At 71.1% G+C, this 18,845-nt stretch carries 17 protein-coding genes; 9 read left to right on the top strand and 8 right to left on the bottom strand.

What is annotated here, in order from left to right:
- Positions 1–142: 142 nt before the first annotated feature.
- The 6 genes from ACIO3R_RS14580 to ACIO3R_RS14555 form a co-directional block, all read right to left on the bottom strand.
- Positions 143–991, bottom strand: coding sequence for a helix-turn-helix domain-containing protein (locus ACIO3R_RS14580; RefSeq protein WP_402105809.1), 849 nt, complete (start codon positions 989–991; stop codon positions 143–145).
- 28 nt (positions 992–1,019) lie between these two features.
- Positions 1,020–1,568, bottom strand: coding sequence for a DUF6879 family protein (locus ACIO3R_RS14575; RefSeq protein ID WP_385024814.1), 549 nt, complete (start codon positions 1,566–1,568; stop codon positions 1,020–1,022).
- A complete protein-coding gene (locus ACIO3R_RS14570) occupies positions 1,507–1,782 on the bottom strand; it encodes a hypothetical protein (protein ID WP_402105807.1) in 276 nt (91 codons plus the stop codon). The genes ACIO3R_RS14575 and ACIO3R_RS14570 overlap by 62 nt, the downstream gene beginning before the upstream one ends.
- A gap of 235 nt (positions 1,783–2,017) precedes the next feature.
- Positions 2,018–2,869 (bottom strand): EamA family transporter, encoded by an 852-nt coding sequence (locus ACIO3R_RS14565; RefSeq protein WP_402105806.1) that lies wholly within the window; start codon positions 2,867–2,869, stop codon positions 2,018–2,020.
- A complete protein-coding gene (locus ACIO3R_RS14560; RefSeq protein ID WP_385024808.1) occupies positions 2,866–3,381 on the bottom strand; it encodes a YbaK/EbsC family protein in 516 nt (171 codons plus the stop codon). Before ACIO3R_RS14560 ends, ACIO3R_RS14565 begins: the two co-directional genes overlap by 4 nt.
- 131 nt (positions 3,382–3,512) lie before the next feature.
- Positions 3,513–5,162 (bottom strand): penicillin-binding transpeptidase domain-containing protein, encoded by a 1,650-nt coding sequence (locus tag ACIO3R_RS14555; protein ID WP_402105804.1) that lies wholly within the window; start codon positions 5,160–5,162, stop codon positions 3,513–3,515.
- 288 nt (positions 5,163–5,450) lie between these two features.
- On the opposite strand from ACIO3R_RS14555, the gene ACIO3R_RS14550 reads away from it, so the two are divergent.
- Positions 5,451–5,744, top strand: coding sequence for a hypothetical protein (locus tag ACIO3R_RS14550; protein WP_385024802.1), 294 nt, complete (start codon positions 5,451–5,453; stop codon positions 5,742–5,744).
- Between the two features lie 114 nt (positions 5,745–5,858).
- On the opposite strand, the gene ACIO3R_RS14545 is transcribed toward ACIO3R_RS14550, so the two are convergent.
- Complete coding sequence (locus ACIO3R_RS14545) at positions 5,859–7,637, bottom strand: dolichyl-phosphate-mannose--protein mannosyltransferase (protein WP_402105802.1); 1,779 nt, start codon at positions 7,635–7,637, stop codon at positions 5,859–5,861.
- 53 nt (positions 7,638–7,690) lie between these two features.
- On the opposite strand from ACIO3R_RS14545, the gene rsmI reads away from it, so the two are divergent.
- The 5 genes from rsmI to ACIO3R_RS14520 all read left to right on the top strand — a co-directional run bounded on the left by rsmI (position 7,691) and on the right by ACIO3R_RS14520 (position 11,973).
- A complete protein-coding gene (gene rsmI / locus ACIO3R_RS14540; protein ID WP_402105800.1) occupies positions 7,691–8,584 on the top strand; it encodes a 16S rRNA (cytidine(1402)-2'-O)-methyltransferase in 894 nt (297 codons plus the stop codon).
- A 160-nt stretch (positions 8,585–8,744) separates the two neighbouring features.
- Positions 8,745–9,128 (top strand): hypothetical protein, encoded by a 384-nt coding sequence (locus ACIO3R_RS14535; RefSeq protein ID WP_385024796.1) that lies wholly within the window; start codon positions 8,745–8,747, stop codon positions 9,126–9,128.
- A 33-nt stretch (positions 9,129–9,161) separates the two neighbouring features.
- A complete protein-coding gene (locus ACIO3R_RS14530; RefSeq protein WP_385024793.1) occupies positions 9,162–10,028 on the top strand; it encodes a TatD family hydrolase in 867 nt (288 codons plus the stop codon).
- A gap of 89 nt (positions 10,029–10,117) precedes the next feature.
- Complete coding sequence (rsmA, locus tag ACIO3R_RS14525; RefSeq protein WP_402105797.1) at positions 10,118–11,083, top strand: 16S rRNA (adenine(1518)-N(6)/adenine(1519)-N(6))-dimethyltransferase RsmA; 966 nt, start codon at positions 10,118–10,120, stop codon at positions 11,081–11,083.
- Entirely contained in the window at positions 11,080–11,973 is an 894-nt protein-coding gene (locus ACIO3R_RS14520; RefSeq protein ID WP_402105796.1) for a 4-(cytidine 5'-diphospho)-2-C-methyl-D-erythritol kinase, read from the top strand. Before rsmA ends, ACIO3R_RS14520 begins: the two co-directional genes overlap by 4 nt.
- Positions 11,974–12,029: 56 nt before the next feature.
- On the opposite strand, the gene ACIO3R_RS14515 is transcribed toward ACIO3R_RS14520, so the two are convergent.
- Positions 12,030–12,677 (bottom strand): lipoprotein, encoded by a 648-nt coding sequence (locus ACIO3R_RS14515; protein WP_402105794.1) that lies wholly within the window; start codon positions 12,675–12,677, stop codon positions 12,030–12,032.
- A gap of 217 nt (positions 12,678–12,894) precedes the next feature.
- Here ACIO3R_RS14515 and ACIO3R_RS14510 point away from each other — a divergent pair, with 217 nt between their 5' ends.
- The 3 genes from ACIO3R_RS14510 (at position 12,895) to ACIO3R_RS14500 (ending at position 18,802) form a co-directional block, all read left to right on the top strand.
- Positions 12,895–14,718 carry an ABC-F family ATP-binding cassette domain-containing protein gene (locus tag ACIO3R_RS14510; RefSeq protein ID WP_385025123.1) on the top strand — a complete coding sequence of 608 codons (1,824 nt, stop codon included), beginning with the start codon at positions 12,895–12,897 and terminating at the stop codon, positions 14,716–14,718.
- 165 nt (positions 14,719–14,883) lie between these two features.
- Positions 14,884–16,653, top strand: coding sequence for a PQQ-binding-like beta-propeller repeat protein (locus tag ACIO3R_RS14505; protein ID WP_402105792.1), 1,770 nt, complete (start codon positions 14,884–14,886; stop codon positions 16,651–16,653).
- Positions 16,654–16,924: 271 nt separating this feature from the next.
- Positions 16,925–18,802 carry a PQQ-binding-like beta-propeller repeat protein gene (locus ACIO3R_RS14500; RefSeq protein WP_402105791.1) on the top strand — a complete coding sequence of 626 codons (1,878 nt, stop codon included), beginning with the start codon at positions 16,925–16,927 and terminating at the stop codon, positions 18,800–18,802.
- Positions 18,803–18,845: the final 43 nt, after the last annotated feature.

Below are 18,845 nucleotides of genomic sequence, written 5' to 3'. Positions count from 1 at the left end.
GGGGCCCGCATGGGGGCTTCTTCTTCGCAGCCATGGTCATGGACGGCCTCTCATCACTTATCCCTGCGTTCTGTGGGCTTGTGATGACCGTAGGTATCGCGGGAGGCCGGAATCCATCTTGTTGCACGCTGTTGCAGGCGGGTTACCCGAGAGACTGAATCGCCTCGTTGATCAATGCTCTTGCCGGGGCGCCGTGTACGGCCATCGTCGCCATGCGGGTGCACGCCCGCACGTAGAGCTCGACCTCGCTGGGCGTCGTCACGGTGACCTTGGCTGCCAGCAGCTCGACATGGACGCGCTTGTCGTCGAACACGGTGAACGTCTCGATGCCCCACATGCGGCGTGGGGCCGCACGGGGAATGACGCCCAAAGAGAGAGCCGGGAGGGACATGGTGGTGAGTAAGTAGTGAAGCTGGCCCCTCATCACGTCCTCGTCGCCTATGCGGTGGTACAGGGCGTCCTCCTCGATGAGGAGTACGACGCGGTGCCGGCCGTCGCGGATGACCTTCGACCGGTCCACGCGGGCAGCCGCAGCCTGGGCCGAATCGTCAGGCACACCCCGGAAGTCTGCGATCTTGGACAGCAGCGACCTGGCGTAGCCCTCGGTCTGGAGCAGCCCGGGGATGAGCTTCACGCAGTAGATGCGGAAGAGCTTGGTCCGGTCGTACAGGGGGACGCTTGCCTCTTGGCTTCTGCGCAGCCCTGTGCGCTGCGTCCGGCGCCACTCCACGTACATCGAGTCGGCTGACCGTGATGCCTCGATGAGGTCGGCTGCCTGCCCCTCCACGCCGCAGGCATGGCACCAGGCGCGGATATCGGCGTCTGAGGGTGTGGTCCTGACGGCCTCGACACGGGAGGTCTTGGCCTTGTTCCAGTGGCACCGGTCAGCCAGCTCCTGCATCGTCAGGCCGGCGTCACGCCGGAGATCCGCGAGCCGCCGGGCGACTTGGTCCCTGGCTGCCTGGGCGCTGGAGGACGGAGACGATGACATGAGCTGGTTGCTTCGGTACGTGCGCGGATCAGACGTGAAACTCGTCGTGCGGGATGCCGTGTCCCCACAATGTCTCGAAGGAATCGGCGAGGCACTTGAGGAGCCTCGACTCTGTGCTGAACTCGTCCTCCACCAGGGCGCCGTCACCGGCGAAGTGGTGGATACGGGCCAGCCGCTCATCGAACAGCCAGTAGTCGTTGCCCGGCAGGGACAGGTTCGTGGTGAGACGTCGGGGCAGCCAGCGGACCTGCTCGCCGGCCTCGACGTTGGCCCGGGTCACGTAGTGCTCCCAGCGGATGTACTCCGAGACGGGCTCACCGACGACACGGAGGCGGCGGATCACGACGCCACGGTCCACGGCCTGGGCCACCAGATCGTGGAAGCCGCGCCACCACGAGTCGCGGTCCTCCCAGTTGACCCGCTCTCCACCCCGCCAGGCGGCGAAGCGCTCGTTGTCGAAGTACGTGTCACGCGTCTCCAGGTGGACCGCGGAGCGCTCCGTGTCCTGGATGACCTCAGCGAAGCTCGGCGGTGCCGGCTCCTGTCGCTTCTGCTGAGGCTGCGCGTTCTGCGGCATCGCACGCCTTCCTGATCTGCGGCACCATGCGTGCCGGGATGCGGATGATGGTCTCGGTGTCGGGAACGGATCCGTACTCCAGGCACTTGGCCTGGGTGTCCTCGTCGGTGATCCAGCCCTGGAAGAGCAGTTCGGCCTTGGCGGCGTCGACCCAGACCGTAGGGCAGTGGTCCTCGTCGGTGTTGGGGTCCTTGCCGAAGAACTGTAGGGACATGGCGGTCTCCCGTGTCGACTGCGTTGCGACTTGTTGCACGAACCTCACTCCGGAGCATACTTCGGCGTCAAGAGGGCGAATGCGACAAGTTGGCGCGATCGTTTCTGCCCTGAGTGGGCGTGGCTTCAGAGGCCGGGGCCCTTCTGGTGGCCGGCTGTCAACTCGCCGTCGGTTGAGCCGGATTGTCCTGTGTGCCTGGATCAGTTGATTGAGGCCCGGAGCCCCCGCCGCCCCCTCAGCTCGTGTGCAGCATCAGCCCGATCCCCACCACCATCAGCCCGGCCGCCGCCACCCGCGGGGCGCCGAAGCGTTCCTTGAAGAACACCGTGCCGATGGCCGCGCCGACGATGATCGAGGACTCGCGCAGGGCCGCGACCGGGGCCAGGGCCGCCCGGGTCTGGGCCCACAGGACGAGTCCGTACGCCGTGACCGACAGGGCCGCGCCCAGCAGGCCGCGCAGTGCGTACGGGCGGAGCTGGGCGGTCAGGGCGGAGCGGCGGCGGTGCAGGGCGTAGAGGGGGATCGCCACGCCCTCCAGGATCATCAGCCAGGCGATGTACCCGAGCGAACTGCCGGAGGAGCGTACGCCCACGCCGTCGACCGTCGTGTAGCCGGCGATGGCGAGACCGGTCGCCAGCGCGGCCAGGATCGCGGGCCAGTGGGGGCGCTTGCCGGAGCCGCGGATGCCCCACAGGGCCAGGCCGACCAGTCCCGCCGAGGCCACCGCGACACCGGCCGTGGCCCAGCCGTCCGGGCGCTCGCCGACGAAGACGGCGGCGAGGACGGTGACCACGAGCGGGGCGGTGCCGCGGGCGATCGGGTACATCTGGCCGAAGTCGCCCAGGGTGAACGAGCGCATCAGCAGCAGCATGTACGCCACGTGCAGGGCGGCGGAGAAGGCCAGGTACGGCCAGGCCTCCGCCGCCGGGAACGGGACGAAGAAGGCGGCGGCCGCGCCGATCAGCAGCCCGCCGCCGGAGATGAGGGTGAACGAGATCAACTGGTCCTTGATCGCGTGCGCGATGGCGTTCCAGCCGGCGTGCGTGAACGCGGCGATCAGGACGGCGGTCGCCACCAGCGGCGTCATGTGGTCTGCTCGCGTACGTCCACCATCGTGCCGCCCGCGTGCTCGATCAGCGTCCGCGGGTCGAGCGGGAAGACCGTGTACGGGGTGCCGGCGGCCGCCCAGACCACCTCGTGGGCGAGCAGCCCGCGGTCGGCCAGCACCCGGGTCCTGGTGCGGTGCCCGAAGGGCGGCACGCCGCCGATCGCGTAACCGGTGGCCTCCCGGACCACGTCCGCTCCCGGCCGCCGGACCTTCGTCGCGCGCAACTCCCGCCGTACGAGCTCCATATCGACCCGTGAGGAGCCGTCCATCAGAACCAGTACCGGTACGCCGTCGGCCTCGAAGACCAGCGACTTGACGATCTCGCTCAGCTCGCAGCCGACGGCGGCCGCCGCCTCGGCCGCGGTCCGGGTGGCTTCCGGGAAGCGGCGGATCTCGACATCGAGGCCGAGCCGGCGCAGGGCCTCGGCGAAGCGTGGGTGGGCGGCGGCGCTGTCGGGGCCCGTCGGGGCGTTGGTGTCGGAAGTGCTCATGCCCTGCACGCTATCGGCCGTGGTCCGAGGTGTGCGAGCGGGATTCCGGGCCGGTACGGAAGGTGCGACGAAGCCTCCGCGCGTACGCGCGGCAGAGGCCTTCGGATCCCGTGGGAGCGGGCTCGCACCGTTCACGGCCCCGCGCGCAGGACCTCCGCGACGACCGGCCCTGCCGCGGTCCCGCCGTGGCCGCCGGACTGGACGAGGGCCGCTGCCGCCAGGTCGTTGCTGAAGCCGGTGAACCAGCTGTCGGACGTGGCGTGGCCGTCGATCTCCGCCGAACCCGTCTTGCCGCCCTTGTCGCCGCCCACGCTCGCCATGGCGGCGGTCGCAGTGCCCTCCTGGGCCGTCGCGGTGTAGCGCAGCATCTGCTTCAGCTGGGCGGAGACCCCGCTCGGCAGCGGGTTCGCGACGGCGAAGACCCGGTTGTCCAGGCTCTGCGGGACGATGTAGGGCTGCCGGAACCGGCCGGACACGGCGGTGGCGGTGACCGACGCCATGTTCAGCGGGTTCATCTGCACCTTGCCCTGGCCGATGTACGACGCCGCCGTCTCCGCGCCCTCCGACGCCGGCACGCTCCCGTCGACCGTCACCACGCCGGTCCGCCACTCCTGGCCGATCCCGAAGTACTCCCCGGCCTCCTCGCGGAGCGCCGAGTCGGCCTTGTCGCCCAGTGGGCTCACGGGCTTGATGAAGGCGGTGTTGCAGGACCGGGCGAAGGCGGTCTGCAAAGTGGGGTTCGGCATCGAGAAGTTGTCCAGGTTGTGGAAGGGCACGCCCATCCACGTCACCTGGGGCGGGCACTCGACCGGCGAGTTCGCGCCGCCGAGGCCGTTCTGCATGATCATCGCGGCCGTCACGATCTTCATCGTCGAGCCGGGGGCCACCGCGCCCTTCCGCGCGGCGTCGAAGCCGTCCGCGCGGTTGTTGGCGAGGGCCCGGATCGCACCGGTCGACGGTTCGACGGCCACCACGGACGACTCCTCGAACTGCTTCACCGCGTGCTCGGCCGCCGTCTGGACCCTCGCGTCCAGCGTCGTCGTCACCCTGCCCGGCTTCCCCTTCGCCAGGGTCAGCAGTGTCCGGTCCGCGCCGTCCGCGTTCGCGCTGTTGATCCAGGTCTCGATGCCGGCGGTGCCGCCGGCCTTCGCGCCGTACTTCTTGCGCAGCTCGTCCAGGACGCCGCCCAGCGAGGGGTACTTCGCCTTGCTGAGGACCTGGCCGTTGCGGTCGACCGCCTCGATCGACGCGGTCGACGCCTCGCCCGTCTCCAGCGTCTCGTCGGCCCGCAGTTCCGGGTGGACGACGGCGGGTTTCCAGTCGACGAGCGCGTTGCCGGTGGTCAGTCCGCGCACCACGTTCAGGTCGGACTCGTACGACCAGGCCTTGGTCTTCCCCTTGTACGAGACGGTCGCGCTGACCGTGTAGGGGACCTTCGAGCCGGTCGGCGTGCCGGGGGTGATCACGGCTTTCGTCACGTGCGCCGACTCGCTGTACTGCGTCAGAAGTGACTCGGCGTCCCCCGCGTTGTTCGTGAGCCGGGACGCGACGGCCGCGTCGCCCTTCGCCCACGCCGCGAGGAACTTCTTCGACGTCTCGGCTATCTCCTGCTTCGTGACCGGGCCGGTCTTCACCTCGGCGGAGGTGGCCCTGGTGTCCGTGCCGCCCCCGACGCCGCTGTCCCCGAGCCCGTCCAGGACGTTGTACGCCCCGTAGCCCACCCCGCCGACCACGACCGCGAACACCCCGCCGATCACGGCCACCTTCGCTCCACTGCGCATGTGCGCGGGTCCCCCTCCCCAGGAGGCCTCCTTGAACAGGTTCAAGGAGGCTTTTCCGGGGACCCTACGGGACCGCTCCGACAGTGGAGCCGGTTGTTATCGGAACGCGATCCGTCATGGCACGAACAGACCGGTCATATCCGGTTATCCAGCTCTTTCTTTTCCTTCCCGTCAAGAAGGCGCGCGGGCCCACCCGTTGGGATGACCTTCCGGGTGCTCGGTGAAACCGGCGGTGATCATGGTTGGTGAGGGCACACAGAAAGTGCCCCTGACATAGGAGCCCCCCACATGCGCCGAACCCTGATCTCTCTCGGCAGCCTTGCCGCCGCCGGAATGCTCGCCTTTGGCGTGCCCCAGTCGGCATTCGCCGCGAGCGGCACGTTGTTCGTCAACGGAGCGGCTTACGAGAACCCCGGCCCCGGCTGTTACGCCGCCGGCGAGGAGGGTGCCGAGGTCAACAATCAGACGGACGCGAACCTGGAGGTCTTCGCCGATTCGGCATGTCAGGAAGGGCCTGTGGGGATGATCGACGCATTCGACACCGGGTCTGTCGAACCCGGTGGGAGCATCAGGATCTCCTGACCACCTCAGCGGTGGCGGCGGTTTCCGCGAGCGGTGGCAGCCGGTGAACAGGTGGAGGGCGGGGCCGACGGCCCCGCCCTCCACCTGTTCCCGCCAGGAATTGCGGGACAGCCCTCAGATCCAGGTATCCAGCCACATCCGGTCGCGCCAGGAATTCTCCGGAATGGGGGACCCGGTGTACAGCGGCCAGAAATAGATGAAGTTCCAGACGATCAGCAGGACCAGCACGCCCGCCGCGACCGCCCCCACCGTCCGGCGCCGTTCGTTCGTCGGGTCACCGGTCGCCAGGCCCAGTTCGTGTTTCGCCCCGGTACCCGCCGCCGGCCCCAGCATCGCGCCGATCATCATCGCCACCGCGAGGCACAGGAACGGCACGAACACGACCGCGTAGAACAGGAAGATGGTGCGTTCCTGGTACAGGAACCACGGCACCCACCCCGCGGCCACCCCGCAGGCGATCGCGCCCGCCCGCCAGTCGCGGCGGAAGAGCCAGCGCCACAGCACGTACAGCAGCGCGAAGCACGCGGCCCACCACAGCAGCGGTGTGCCGATGGCCAGCACCTCGCGGGCGCACTTGCCGGTCTCCGACGCGGCGCAGCCGTTCTGCTCCTCGTAGAAGTACGAGACCGGCCGGCCCAGCACGATCCAGCTCCACGGATTGGACTGGTAGGTGTGACCGGACGTCAGGTTCACGTGGAACTCGTAGACCTGGTACTCGTAGTGCCACAGGCTGCGCAGCCAGTCCGGGAGCCAGGTCCAGCTGCCGCCCTTGCCGTCGGTCGCCGCCCAGTCGCGGTAGTAGCCGTGCCGGGCGGGGGAGTCGTGGATGATCCAGCCGGTCCACGAGGCGACGTAGGTCAGGATCGCCACCGGCACCGTCGAGACGAACGCCGGGACCAGGTCCCGCTTCAGCACCGCCGCGTACGGCCGCATCGCACCCGCCGTACGCCGCGCGCCCACGTCCCACAGGACCGTCATCAGGCCGAACGCGACCAGGATGTACAGCCCGTTCCACTTGGTGGCGAAGGCCAGGCCGAGCATGAGCCCGGCCGCGATCCGCCACGGCCGCCAGCCGAGCCGCAGCCGCTCCGCGACCGCGACGTCCGGCCGCAGCACCCCCTCCGCGTCGACCGGCAGCGCGGCCGCGAGCCGGCGCCGCGCCCAGTCCCGGTCGATCAGCAGACAGCCGAACGAGGCCAGCACGAAGAACATCAGCACCAGGTCGAGCAGTGCGGTGCGGCTCATCACGAAGTGCAGCCCGTCCACCGCGAGCAGCGCGCCCGCCAGGCAGCCCAGGAACGTCGAGCGGAAGAGCCTGCGGCCGATCCGGCACAGCATCAGCACCGACAGCGTGCCGAGCACCGCGACCATGAACCGCCAGCCGAACGGGGTGAAGCCGAAGATCTGCTCCCCGATCCCGATGATCCACTTGCCGACCGGCGGGTGCACCACATAGCCGGGGTCGATCGGGATGCTCACCTTGGACGGGTCGTCCAGGATCAGCTTGTCGACGTCCTTGGGCCAGGCCCCCTCGTACCCCTGGTTGATCAGCGCCCAGGAGTCCTTGGCGTAGTACGTCTCGTCGAATATCACCGCGTGCGGGCTGCCCAGGTTCCAGAACCGCAGGACCCCGGCGACCAGCGTCACCAGCAGCGGACCGCCCCACGCCGACCAGCGCAGCAGCCGGTCCGCGTACACCGGGGGCACCCCGAGCACCGCCCACAACCGGCTCCCGGGGCGGGTGTACGGCGGAACCAGCCGTTCCCGCAGCCCGATCCCGGGCCGCGGTGAATGACCGAAGCGGCGCAGCCGCTGCTGCCAGGAAGTCGGCTCCGGGCCGTACTGATCCCCGGCGTCTTGGCCCTGCCGGGCATCGGGCGCTGTACTCGTCACCGCGCCATCGTAGGGAACGCATCTGTGCGAGTGCTGTCGCCCGTGCTGGGAGGATGGACGTTGTGACGGACACGACTGGAACGCTGGTACTCGCAGGGACCCCCATCGGCGATGTGGCGGACGCCCCGCCACGCCTCGCCACCGAACTGGAGACGGCGGACGTCGTCGCCGCCGAGGACACCCGCCGGCTGCGCCGGCTGACCCAGGCGCTGGGCATCCACACCACGGGGCGTGTCGTCTCCTATTTCGAGGGCAACGAGTCCGCCCGTACCCCGGAACTCGTCGAGGCGCTGACCGGCGGCGCCCGGGTGCTGCTGGTCACGGACGCCGGGATGCCGTCCGTCTCCGACCCCGGCTACCGGCTCGTCGCCGCCGCCGTGGAGCAGGGCATCAAGGTCACCGCGGTGCCCGGCCCCTCGGCCGTGCTCACCGCGCTCGCCCTGTCCGGGCTGCCGGTGGACCGGTTCTGTTTCGAGGGCTTCCTGCCGCGCAAGGGCGGCGAACGCCTCGGCAAGCTCCGCGAGGTCACCGACGAGCGCCGCACCATGGTCTTCTTCGAGGCCCCGCACCGGCTCGACGACACCCTGGCCGCGATGGCCGAGGTGTTCGGCGCGGAGCGGCGCGCCGCCGTCTGCCGGGAGCTGACCAAGACGTACGAGGAAGTGAAGCGCGGCCCGCTGGGCGAGCTCGCCGTCTGGGCGGCCGAAGGCGTACGCGGTGAGATCACCGTCGTCGTCGAGGGCGCGGCCGACTCCGTGGAGGAACTGGACGCCGGGGAGCTGGTGCGCAGGGTGCAGGTGCGCGAGGAGGCGGGGGAGCGGCGCAAGGAGGCGATCGCCGCCGTCGCCGCCGCGGCCGGGCTGCCCAAGCGCGAGGTGTTCGACGCGGTCGTGGCAGCAAAGAATGCTGCTCGGACCGGCCCGCAGGAGGGCAAAGGACTATCGTGAAAGGCAAAGCGAAAGCCTCGTACCGGCCCCTTTTGCCACGAGAAGGCCAAGACCGCTCCAACACTCGACAGGGCCCGGTGCGTTTCTGCCGGTAAAGGCGTCCACTGGATATCAGGACGCATTCCCCGGAGTGCTTGTCCGGCGGACAAGAGGAGCAGGCATGAGTGAGATCGCAGCAACAACCGTGCACGAGGCGTATGCCTTCGCCTGCATGAGGTGCGGACACGGCTGGGAACAGGCCTACGAAATAGAGCACCACGTCGACGCTTCCCACAACGCTTTCGTGGTCTACAAGGCGGACGGCGAACGAGTGCCCTCCCCCCTTTCCACGCCCACCTGCACCAACTGCGGCGGGCACGTCGTACGGATCATGCGGGCCGGCCGGGTCTCCACGGTCCAGCAACTGCTCCAGAACCGCCGGCCCGCCGACGCCGCGGCCGACGTCCGTGAACGGAAGGCCGAGGCCGTGGCCGCCACCGCCGCTCCGGCGGGCGAGCACCACTGGCACCTCGCCGACCTGCTGCATCCCTTCCACCGCAAGTGAGCCCCGGGCCGCGGTCCTCGTACGATCGTGGCCATGAGCCGTACCGAAGCCCCGCCGCTGCCCGAACCCCTCCGGGTACCGGTCGCCGATTCGCACACCCACCTGGACATGCAGGACGGCACCGTGGAGGAGGGCCTCGCCAGGGCCGCCGCGGTGAACGTGACGACCGTGATCCAGGTGGGCTGCGACGTGAAGGGCTCGCACTGGGCCGCGGAGACCGCCGCCGCGCACCCGAGCGTGTACGCGGCGGTGGCCCTGCACCCCAACGAGGCGCCGCGCATCGTGCACGGGGACCCGGACGGGTGGTCGCGGCAGGGGGCGCGCGAGGCGGGCGGTACGGCGGCTCTCCACGAGGCCCTCGCCGAGATCGACGCACTGGCCGCGCTGGACCACGTACGGGGCGTCGGGGAGACCGGGCTCGACCACTTCCGGACCGGCCCCGAGGGCATGGCGGCCCAGGAGGAGTCCTTCCGGGCCCACATCGAGATCGCCAAGCGGCACGGCAAGGCGCTCGTCATCCACGACCGCGAGGCGCACGCCGATGTGCTGCGCGTCCTGGCCGACGCGGGCGCCCCCGAGCGGACCGTCTTCCACTGCTACTCCGGCGACGCGGACATGGCCCGGATCTGCGCGGACGCCGGGTACTTCATGTCCTTCGCCGGCAACATGACCTTCAAGAACGCCCAGCCGCTGCGCGACGCCCTGGCCGTCGCGCCCACGGAGCTGGTCCTGGTCGAGACGGACGCACCGTTCCTGACCCCCGCCCCGTACCGCGGACGGCCCAACGCGCCGTACCTGATCCCCGTCACGCTGCGTGCCATGGCGGCGGTGAAGGGCCTCGACGAGGACACCCTGGCCTCGGCGATCGCCGAGAACACGGCGCGCGCGTTCGACTACTGACCCGGCCGGCCGCGACGCCGGACGGCCGCGCCGCACGGGCGGTGCCGGGGGCGAGATCCGGTGCCGCCCGGCGGCCGTAGGCTTGACGGGTGAGCACCACAGAGCCCGACGCCCTCCTGGGCCCCGCAGACATCCGCGAGCTGGCCGCTGCGCTGGGCGTACGCCCCACCAAGCAGCGCGGCCAGAACTTCGTCATCGACGCCAACACGGTCCGGCGGATCGTGCGGACCGCGGACGTCCGCCCCGACGACGTCGTGGTCGAGGTCGGCCCCGGTCTCGGTTCGCTGACCCTGGCACTGCTGGAGGCGGCCGACCGGGTCGTCGCCGTCGAGATCGACGACGTGCTCGCGGGCGCCCTGCCGGCCACGGTCACCGCCCGGATGCCGGAGCGCGCGGACCGGTTCACCCTCGTCCACTCGGACGCGATGCAGGTACGGGAACTGCCGGGCCCGCCGCCGACCGCGCTGGTCGCCAACCTTCCGTACAACGTCGCCGTGCCGGTACTGCTCACCATGCTCGACCGCTTCCCGACCATCGAGCGGACCCTCGTCATGGTCCAGGCCGAGGTCGCCGACCGGCTGGCCGCGCGGCCGGGCAACAAGGTCTACGGAGTGCCGTCGGTGAAGGCCAACTGGTACACGGACGTCAAGCGCGCCGGCTCCATCGGCCGCAAGGTCTTCTGGCCCGCCCCGAACGTCGACTCGGGACTGGTGTCCCTGGTGCGCCGGGCCGAGCCGGTCGCGACCACGGCGACCAAGGCCGAGGTCTTCGCGGTCGTCGACGCCGCCTTCGCCCAGCGCCGCAAGACCCTGCGCGCGGCCCTGTCCGGCTGGGCGGGCTCCGCGCCCGCCGCGGAAGCCGCCCTGGTCGCGGCCGGGATCTCGCCGCAGGCCCGCGGCGAGGCACTGACCGTCGAGGAGTTCGCCGCCATCGCCGAGAACAAGCCCGCAGGGGACGAGCCCGCAGGGGACAAGCCCGCCGAGAACCGGCCCGCCGAGAACCAGCCCGCCGGGGACCTTCCGGCCGCCGACGAGCCCGCCGGGAGCGCCGAGTGAGCGTCACCGTCCGGGTACCGGCCAAGGTCAACGTCCAGCTCGCGGTCGGCGCCGCGCGCCCCGACGGCTTCCACGACCTGGCCAACGTCTTCCTCGCCGTCGGCCTCTACGACGAGGTCACCGTCACCCCGGCCGACGAGCTGCGCGTCACCTGCTCAGGGCCGGACGCCGCCCAGGTCCCGCTGGACGCCACCAACCTCGCCGCCCGCGCCGCGCTCGCCCTGGCCGGGCGGCACGGCATCGACCCCCGGGTGCACATCCACATCGACAAGGACATCCCGGTCGCGGGCGGAATGGCGGGCGGCAGCGCCGACGGGGCCGGCGCCCTGCTGGCCTGCGACGCGCTCTGGTCCACCGGCGCCACCCGCGACGAGCTCCTGGCCCTCTGCGCGGAACTGGGCAGCGACGTCCCGTTCAGCCTGGTCGGCGGCGCGGCCCTCGGGGTGGGACGCGGCGAGCAGCTGACTCCGGTCGAGGTCGGCGGCACCTTCCACTGGGTCTTCGCGGTCGCCGACGGCGGCCTGTCCACCCCGGCCGTGTACCGCGAGTTCGACCGGCTCACGGCGGGGACGCCGGTGCCCGAGCCGGCCGCGTCCGGCGCGCTCCTGGCCGCCCTGCGGTCCGGGGACACCGACGCCCTCGCCGCCGCCCTGAGCAACGGCCTCCAGCCCGCGGCGCTGTCCCTGCGGCCCTCGCTGGCCGACACCCTGGCGGCGGGCACCACCGCGGGTGCGGCGGCCGCGCTGGTCTCCGGTTCCGGGCCGACCACGGCGTTCCTGGCCGAGGACGAGGCGTCCGCACGCAAGGTCGCCGACGCGCTGATGGCCTCGGGGACCTGCCGCAACGCCCGGATCGCCACGTCCCCGGCACCGGGCGCCACCCTCCGCTGACCGGGGGCGCCGCGGAGGCCGGCGGGCGGCTCGACGGGGCCGCCGCCCGGCCCGGCTCAGCGGAGCCGCAGGCTCCGCTTCGCCAGCTCGTACGCGGGCAGCATGGCCCGGTGCTCCTGGGAGTCCAGCCCGCCCAGGTGCACCACGACCGGCCCGTCCGGGGTGACGACGGCGAAGGCCCGTGCCTCGCGCGACTCCTCCATGACCTTGCTGTGGACGGTGTAGGCGACCTCGGTGACCGCCGGCTTCCCGACCGTGCTCCGGGTGTACGCCGCCCTCGACGCGTTCTCGTCGGCCGCGACGAAGGCCTCCAGCACCTGGCGCGGTGTGCCGCCCTTGCCGTCGCCCTGCCACACCCGCAGGAACCCGAGGTGCCCGGCGGGCTTCGCGTCGATCTCGCAGACCATCGAGACCGGGCCCTGCGTGCCCAGGGCGGCGTCCACGGGCGAGTCGGGGTCGAGGGCGACGGCCTGCGCCTTCCACCGCTTCGCCACGTCGAAGGTGACACGCAGCTCGCACCCGGAACCGGCGCCCCCGACCGTGCCGCCCCTGGCCGCCGTCTTGCCGGCGTCGGTCCCGGCCGTCGCTCCACCACCCGGTGACGCCCCCGCCCCGGCGCCCGCGTCCGGCTCCGTCGAACATCCGGCCAGCGCTCCCGCGACCAGCAGTACGGGGACGAGCCCTCGAACCGTACGACCCACCATGACGTTCCCCACCCCGGCGACATCCTGGGCCCGACCCCCCGGGCCTTGATCATTTCGGGCAAGGTACCGCACGCACGAGCCCTGCGGAGGCCCGTCCCCGGCCCGTCCCCGGCCCGTCCCCGGCCCGTCCCCGCACGGGTGAGCGGGCGCTCGTACGGAGCTCCGCACCATGGCGACTACGCTGAAGGTCAGTGTTTTCCTTCGAGCTGGAGCGTACGTGGCCGTCAACCTCGTCAATGTCGAGCAGGTCAGCAAGGTGTACGGCACCCGTGCGCTGCTCGACGGTGTGTCCCTCGGTGTGTCCGAGGGGGACCGGATCGGTGTCGTCGGTCGTAACGGAGACGGCAAGACGACCCTCATCCGGATGCTCGCCAAGCTGGAGGACGCGGACACCGGCCGCGTCACCCACAACGGCGGGCTGCGTCTCGGTGTCCTGACCCAGCACGACTCGCTCGACCCGCAGGCCACGGTCCGCCACGAGGTCATCGGCGACCTGGCCGACCACGAGTGGGCGGGCAGCGCCAAGATCCGCGACGTGCTGACCGGGCTCTTCGGCGGCCTCGACCTGCCGGGCTTCGAGCACGGCCTGGACACCGTCATCGCCCCGCTCTCCGGTGGCGAGCGCCGCCGGATCGCGCTCGCGAAGCTGCTCATCGCCGAACAGGACCTGATCGTCCTCGACGAGCCGACCAACCACCTCGACGTCGAGGGGATCTCCTGGCTGGCCGGCCACCTGCGCGCCCGCCGCTCGGCGCTGGTCTGCGTCACCCACGACCGGTGGTTCCTCGACCAGGTCTGCACGCGCATGTGGGACGTCCAGCGCGGCACGGTCCACGAGTACGAGGGCGGTTACAGCGACTACGTCTTCGCCCGCGCCGAACGGGAGCGGATCGCCGCCACCGAAGAGGGCAAGCGGCAGAACCTGATGCGCAAGGAGCTGGCCTGGCTGCGGCGCGGTGCCCCCGCCCGTACGTCCAAGCCGCGCTACCGCATCGAGGCGGCCAACGAGCTGATCGCCGACGTGCCGCCGCCCCGCGACACCAGCGCGCTGATGAAGTTCGCCAACGCCCGGCTCGGCAAGACCGTCTTCGACCTGGAGGACGTGACCGTCCAGGCCGGGCCCAAGACGCTGCTCACCCACCTCACCTGGCAGCTCGGCCCCGGTGACCGGATCGGCCTGGTCGGGGTCAATGGCGCGGGCAAGACCTCGCTGCTGCGGGCACTGGCCGTGGCCGCCCGCACCCAGGGCGAGGAGCAGCCCGCGGCGGGGAAGGTCGTCGTCGGCAAGACGGTCAAGCTCGCCTACCTCTCCCAGGAGGTCGCGGAGCTCAACCCGAACCTGCGGGTGCTCGAAGCGGTGCAGCAGGTGCGCGACCGGGTCGACCTCGGCAAGGGCCGGGAGATGACCGCGGGCCAGCTCTGCGAGCAGTTCGGGTTCACGAAGGAGAAGCAGTGGACCCCGGTCGGTGACCTGTCCGGCGGTGAGCGTCGGCGGCTCCAGATCCTGCGGCTGCTGATGGACGAGCCCAACGTCCTCTTCCTCGACGAGCCCACCAACGACCTCGACATCGAGACCCTGACCCAGCTGGAGGACCTGCTCGACGGCTGGCCCGGGTCGATGATCGTGATCTCCCACGACCGGTTCTTCATCGAGCGGACCACGGACCGGGTGCTGGCGCTCCTCGGTGACCGCTCGCTGCGGATGCTGCCGCGCGGCATCGACGAGTACCTGGAGCGCAGGCGGCAGATGGCCGCGGCGGGCACCCCCGCCGCGGTGGCTCCCACGTCGTCCTCGCAGCCCGCCGCCGCACCGGCCCCGGGCGTTTCGCCGCAGGAGGCACGCGCGGCGAAGAAGGAACTGCAGAAGGTCGAGCGGCAGCTCGACAAGATGTCGACCCGCGAGACGACGCTGCACGCCCAGATCGCCGACAACGCCACGGACTTCGAGAAGGTGGCGAAGCTGGACGCCGAGCTGCGCGAACTGGTGGCGGAGCGCGATGTGCTGGAGATGCGCTGGCTGGAACTGGCCGAGGACGCCTGACACCGCGTCGGCCGCACCGCCCCGCGCAACTGGCGTGGCGGATGCGGCCGACGGGGCTGGTGTGATCTGTGGGGTCTGTGGGGCAGATGGTAGAAAGAGATCTTGCCCGGCGCGGTAGCCGGACCGCGCCACACCGCAGTGACAAACGAACAGGGGGACGGGCCGATGAGCCAGCCGCCCGGACAGCAGCCGCCGCAGGGTGAGTTCGGAGCCCCTTACGGCCCGCCGCCCGAGACGTTCCCGCCCCCGGGCCAGGGCACGGCACAGCCGTCGGGCCCGTACGCGGCGCCCGCGCAGCCCGGCCCGTACGGACCGCCCGCGCCGCCCGCACAGCCCGTACCGCCCGTGCCCGGTTACGGCCAACCGCCGCAGCCCGCACCGGGATACGGGTACCCGCCGCAGCCAGGCCCGTACGGGCAGCCGCCGCAGGGTTACGGCTACCCGGGACAGCAGCCGCCGCCGCAGTCCGGCGGGCCCCGTGGCGCGGGACGTCTCCGCGGCCGGACCGGGGCGCTCGTCGGCGCGGTGCTCGCGGTGGCGCTGCTGGCCGGCGTCGGCGTCTGGTTCGCCCTCGACGGGGACGGCGGCGGCGGGAAGCCCACGGCCGGACCGGAGTTGAGCTCCGGGCCGCCGGACTCCTCCCCCTCGCCGACCAAGCGGAAGAACCGGAACGACGGCCAGCTCAGCCCCGCCGCGGAGACCGAGGCCGTCAACGCCAAGCGCGAGCCCGGCGAGTCGAAGATGCTCTGGCTCCACGAGAGCGGCGTCGACCTGCCCGAGGGCGGCGAGGACGTGTACGGCCCGTGGATCTTCGGCGACACCGTCGTCAAGGCGATGTTCCACACCGTCACGGGCTACGACGTCACGGACGGCAAGCTGAAGTGGAGCCTGCGGCTGCCCGCCAACGCGTGCGGGGCGCCCTCGCAGGCCACCGCCGACGGCAAGATCGTCCTGGCTCTCCGGCGCACCACCTCCGGTGACTCGGAGTGCAATGCCCTCCAGATGGTCGACCTCACGACCGGCAAGGCCGGCTGGCACAAGACGTACGTCCGCCAGGGCGTCTGGGACGGGCTCTCCGATCTCAGGATGGCGACGAACGGCGACACCGTGACCGTCGGGCGCACCTCCAGGACCGACGCCTTCCGGGTGAGCGACGGCAAGGCGCTGTTCGGGAAACTGCCGGGCAACTGCCAGCCGTTCGGGTTCGCCAGCGGCGACGTGGCCATCGCGGCGGCGAGCTGCCAGACCGCCGCGGACGACCACAAGGAACACCAGGTGCAGCGGATCGACCCCGTCACCGGCAAGAGGCTGTGGACGTACAAGGTCAAGAAGGGCTGGCAGGTCGCGCAGATCTACTCCGTCGACCCCCTGGTGATCTCGCTCAAGCAGCCGGACAAGTGGGGCATCCTCGTGCTCAACGCCGACGGCACCTACCGCACCCAGCTCTCCGGCGGACCGGGCGACTACGCGGTCTCGTGCGACACGGACGTGATCGTCCAGGGCCCCAACCTCGACAACTGCCTCGGTGCGGCCGCCGGTGCGGACACCTTCTACATGGCGACCAAGCCCGTGGACATCAAGACCGGTGACGGCAACAAGGTCGCCGCCTTCGATCTGACCACCGGCAAGCACAAGTGGACGGTCTCCTCCCCGGCCGAGCAGTCCCTCACCCCGATGCGGACGGAGGGCGGCAAGCTGCTGATGTACCTCGCGCCGAGCAAGGGCAAGGGCGGCGGCATCGCCTCGATCCCGCCCACCGGCGGGAAGTGGGAGATGGTGGCGCGGCACCCGGCCTCGGGAGCGGCCGTCGAGCGCGAGTTCTTCCAGCCGCGCGTCGTCTACGCGGACGGACGCACCGTCATCGGGAAGTCGAGGATCAGCGGTACGGACGACGAGGAGATCAGGGCGCGGTCGATGGTCGCTTTCGGCAGCTAGCCGGCAGCCGGGACGGTGGCGGCCCGTGGCGTAACGGCGGCATCACGGGCCGGTTCTCCCTTGGGAACAGGGGTGGACCGAACCGGGGCCCGCGCTGGGGTGGGTGGTACAAAGAAGCCCCGCTCGACTGTCGTAACACTGCGGGATCCATGCCCGATTCGCTCCATTTCGCTGGAGATTCAGGGGGTCTTGTCCGACTCCCCGAACCCCCCCGGCGGAATCGCGGGGGAGTCCGGAACGGGCACCGGACCGCACGAAGGGGGACGCGCTGATGACCCAGCCGCCCAGCCAGCAACCGCCGCAGGGAGGCTTCGGCGCTCCGCAGGAGCCGCCGCAGGGGATACCTCAGCCGCCGCAGGGCGCGCCGCAGACGCCGCCGCCCGCGCAGCCGCCCCAGGCACCGGCCACCCCGCCGGGTCCGCCGTCCGCGCAGCCCGGCTACGGCTACCCGCAGCAGCCGGGTCAGCCGCAGCAGCCCCCGTACGGCCAGCAGCAGCCGGGTCCCTACGGCCAGCCGCAGCAGCCGGGTCCGTACGGCCAGCAGCCGGGCCCCTACGCCCAGCAGCCCGGCCCGTACGGCCAGCCGCAGCAGCCGGGCCCGTACGGTCAGCCGCAGCAGCCCGGTTACGGCTATCCGCAGCAGCAGTACCCCGGCGCACCCGTCGGCGGCGGTCCCGCGGGTCCCGGCGGCCGCGGCCCCTTCAAGGGGAAGCCCCTGGTGATCATCTGTGCCGCGGTCGCCGCGCTCCTGGTCGTCGGCGGCGGTGTCTACCTGGCCACGAGCGGGGGCGACGACGACAAGAAGCCCGTCGCGGAGAAGAGCGACGACGTCCAGAAGCCGTCCGCCTCGCCGTCCGTGGACGAGGGCGACGGCGACGGCACCGGACGCCAGGGCGACGACGACCTGAACGCCGGGCGCAAGTCCGGCGAGGCGAAGGTCCTCTGGCTCCAGAAGAACGACGTCGACCTCCCGCGCAACGGCGCCGACGTGTACGGCCCGTGGATCGTCGGCGACACCGTCGTCAAGGGCATGTACCGCACCGTCTCCGGCTTCTCGGTGGCCGACGGCAAGCAGAAGTGGAAGCTGGAGCTGGACACGGACATCTGCTCCGCACCGGCGCAGACCACCACCGACGGCAAGATCGTCATCGCGGTGAAGAACGGCACCACCTCCAAGGCGGACTGCGCGGATCTCCAGCTGATCGACCTCAACACCGGCAAGACCGGCTGGAAGAAGTCGATCAAGGCGAGCGGCCTGTTCGACATGCTGTCGGACCTCTCCCTCGCGATCAGCGGCGACACCCTGACGGTCGGCCGCACCAACGGCTCCAACGCCTTCCGGGTGAGCGACGGCAAGGAGCTGTTCGGCAAGCGGGCCGGCAACTGCCAGCCGTTCTCCTTCGCGGGCGGCACCAAGCTGATAGCCGCCACCAACTGCCGCACCGGCGACGTCGAGAACCCGCAGCACGAGGTCGAGGAGATCGACCCGGTCACCGGGAAGCCCAAGTGGACGTACAAGCCCGCGCGCGGCTGGGAGATCGACCGGTTCTACTCGGTGAGCCCGCTCGTCGTCTCGCTGACCAAGGGCAGCGGCGACAGCAAGAAGTGGAGCATCCTCGCGCTCAAGGAGAACGGCTCGCTCCGCTCCCAGGTGATCAGTGACAAGGGCGACAAGTTCGCGACCGGCTGCGGCAGCGCCTTCGCCATCTTCGGCAAGTCCGTCGACGGCTGCCAGGGTGTCACGGCCGACCCCAACACGCTCTACATGGCGACGCAGGACGACACCAGCGGCTCCGCCCGGACCAACAAGGTCATCGCGTTCAGCCTGAACACCGGCAAGACGAAGTGGAAGGCGGACGCACCGGCCGGCCAGACGATGCAGCCGATGCGGATGGAGGGCGGCAACCTGCTGGTCCATGTGGACGCCAGTTACGGCAAGGGCGGCGGGATCGCCGGCCTGGCGCCGACCGGCGGCACCCCGCAGATGCTGCTCAAGCACCCGGACTCGACGTCGCAGATCGAGAGCACCTTCTACAACGCGAAGGTCCTCTACGCGGACGGCCGTTCGTTCATCGCGAGCGGGCGGGTCAGCGCCACCAACGACAAGGAAGAGCTGGAGACGAAGACCATGATGGCCTTCGGCAAGTAACGGCTCACCACGGCACCCGCAGGAAACCGGCCGGCCCGCGGAC

It is taken from the genome of Streptomyces sp. NPDC087428 (genome assembly GCF_044744085.1).
Taxonomy (GTDB): Bacteria; Actinomycetota; Actinomycetes; order Streptomycetales; family Streptomycetaceae; genus Streptomyces.
The sequence above is the reverse complement of the archived record's forward strand: the minus strand, read 5'-3'. Positions and strand labels throughout refer to the sequence as shown.

Bases quoted from the DNA above. Each gene is read 5' to 3' on its own strand.
- ACIO3R_RS14580 (WP_402105809.1), bottom strand. From the start codon at position 991: ATGTCATCGTCTCCGTCCTCCAGCGCCCAGGCAGCCAGGGACCAAGTC.
- ACIO3R_RS14575 (WP_385024814.1), bottom strand. From the start codon at position 1,568: ATGCCGCAGAACGCGCAGCCTCAGCAGAAGCGACAGGAGCCGGCACCG.
- ACIO3R_RS14570 (WP_402105807.1), bottom strand. From the start codon at position 1,782: ATGTCCCTACAGTTCTTCGGCAAGGACCCCAACACCGACGAGGACCAC.
- ACIO3R_RS14565 (WP_402105806.1), bottom strand. From the start codon at position 2,869: ATGACGCCGCTGGTGGCGACCGCCGTCCTGATCGCCGCGTTCACGCAC.
- ACIO3R_RS14560 (WP_385024808.1), bottom strand. From the start codon at position 3,381: ATGAGCACTTCCGACACCAACGCCCCGACGGGCCCCGACAGCGCCGCC.
- ACIO3R_RS14555 (WP_402105804.1), bottom strand. From the start codon at position 5,162: ATGCGCAGTGGAGCGAAGGTGGCCGTGATCGGCGGGGTGTTCGCGGTC.
- ACIO3R_RS14550 (WP_385024802.1), top strand. From the start codon at position 5,451: ATGCGCCGAACCCTGATCTCTCTCGGCAGCCTTGCCGCCGCCGGAATG.
- rsmI (WP_402105800.1), top strand. From the start codon at position 7,691: ATGGACGTTGTGACGGACACGACTGGAACGCTGGTACTCGCAGGGACC.
- ACIO3R_RS14535 (WP_385024796.1), top strand. From the start codon at position 8,745: ATGAGTGAGATCGCAGCAACAACCGTGCACGAGGCGTATGCCTTCGCC.
- ACIO3R_RS14530 (WP_385024793.1), top strand. From the start codon at position 9,162: ATGAGCCGTACCGAAGCCCCGCCGCTGCCCGAACCCCTCCGGGTACCG.
- ACIO3R_RS14515 (WP_402105794.1), bottom strand. From the start codon at position 12,677: ATGGTGGGTCGTACGGTTCGAGGGCTCGTCCCCGTACTGCTGGTCGCG.
- ACIO3R_RS14505 (WP_402105792.1), top strand. From the start codon at position 14,884: ATGAGCCAGCCGCCCGGACAGCAGCCGCCGCAGGGTGAGTTCGGAGCC.
- ACIO3R_RS14500 (WP_402105791.1), top strand. From the start codon at position 16,925: ATGACCCAGCCGCCCAGCCAGCAACCGCCGCAGGGAGGCTTCGGCGCT.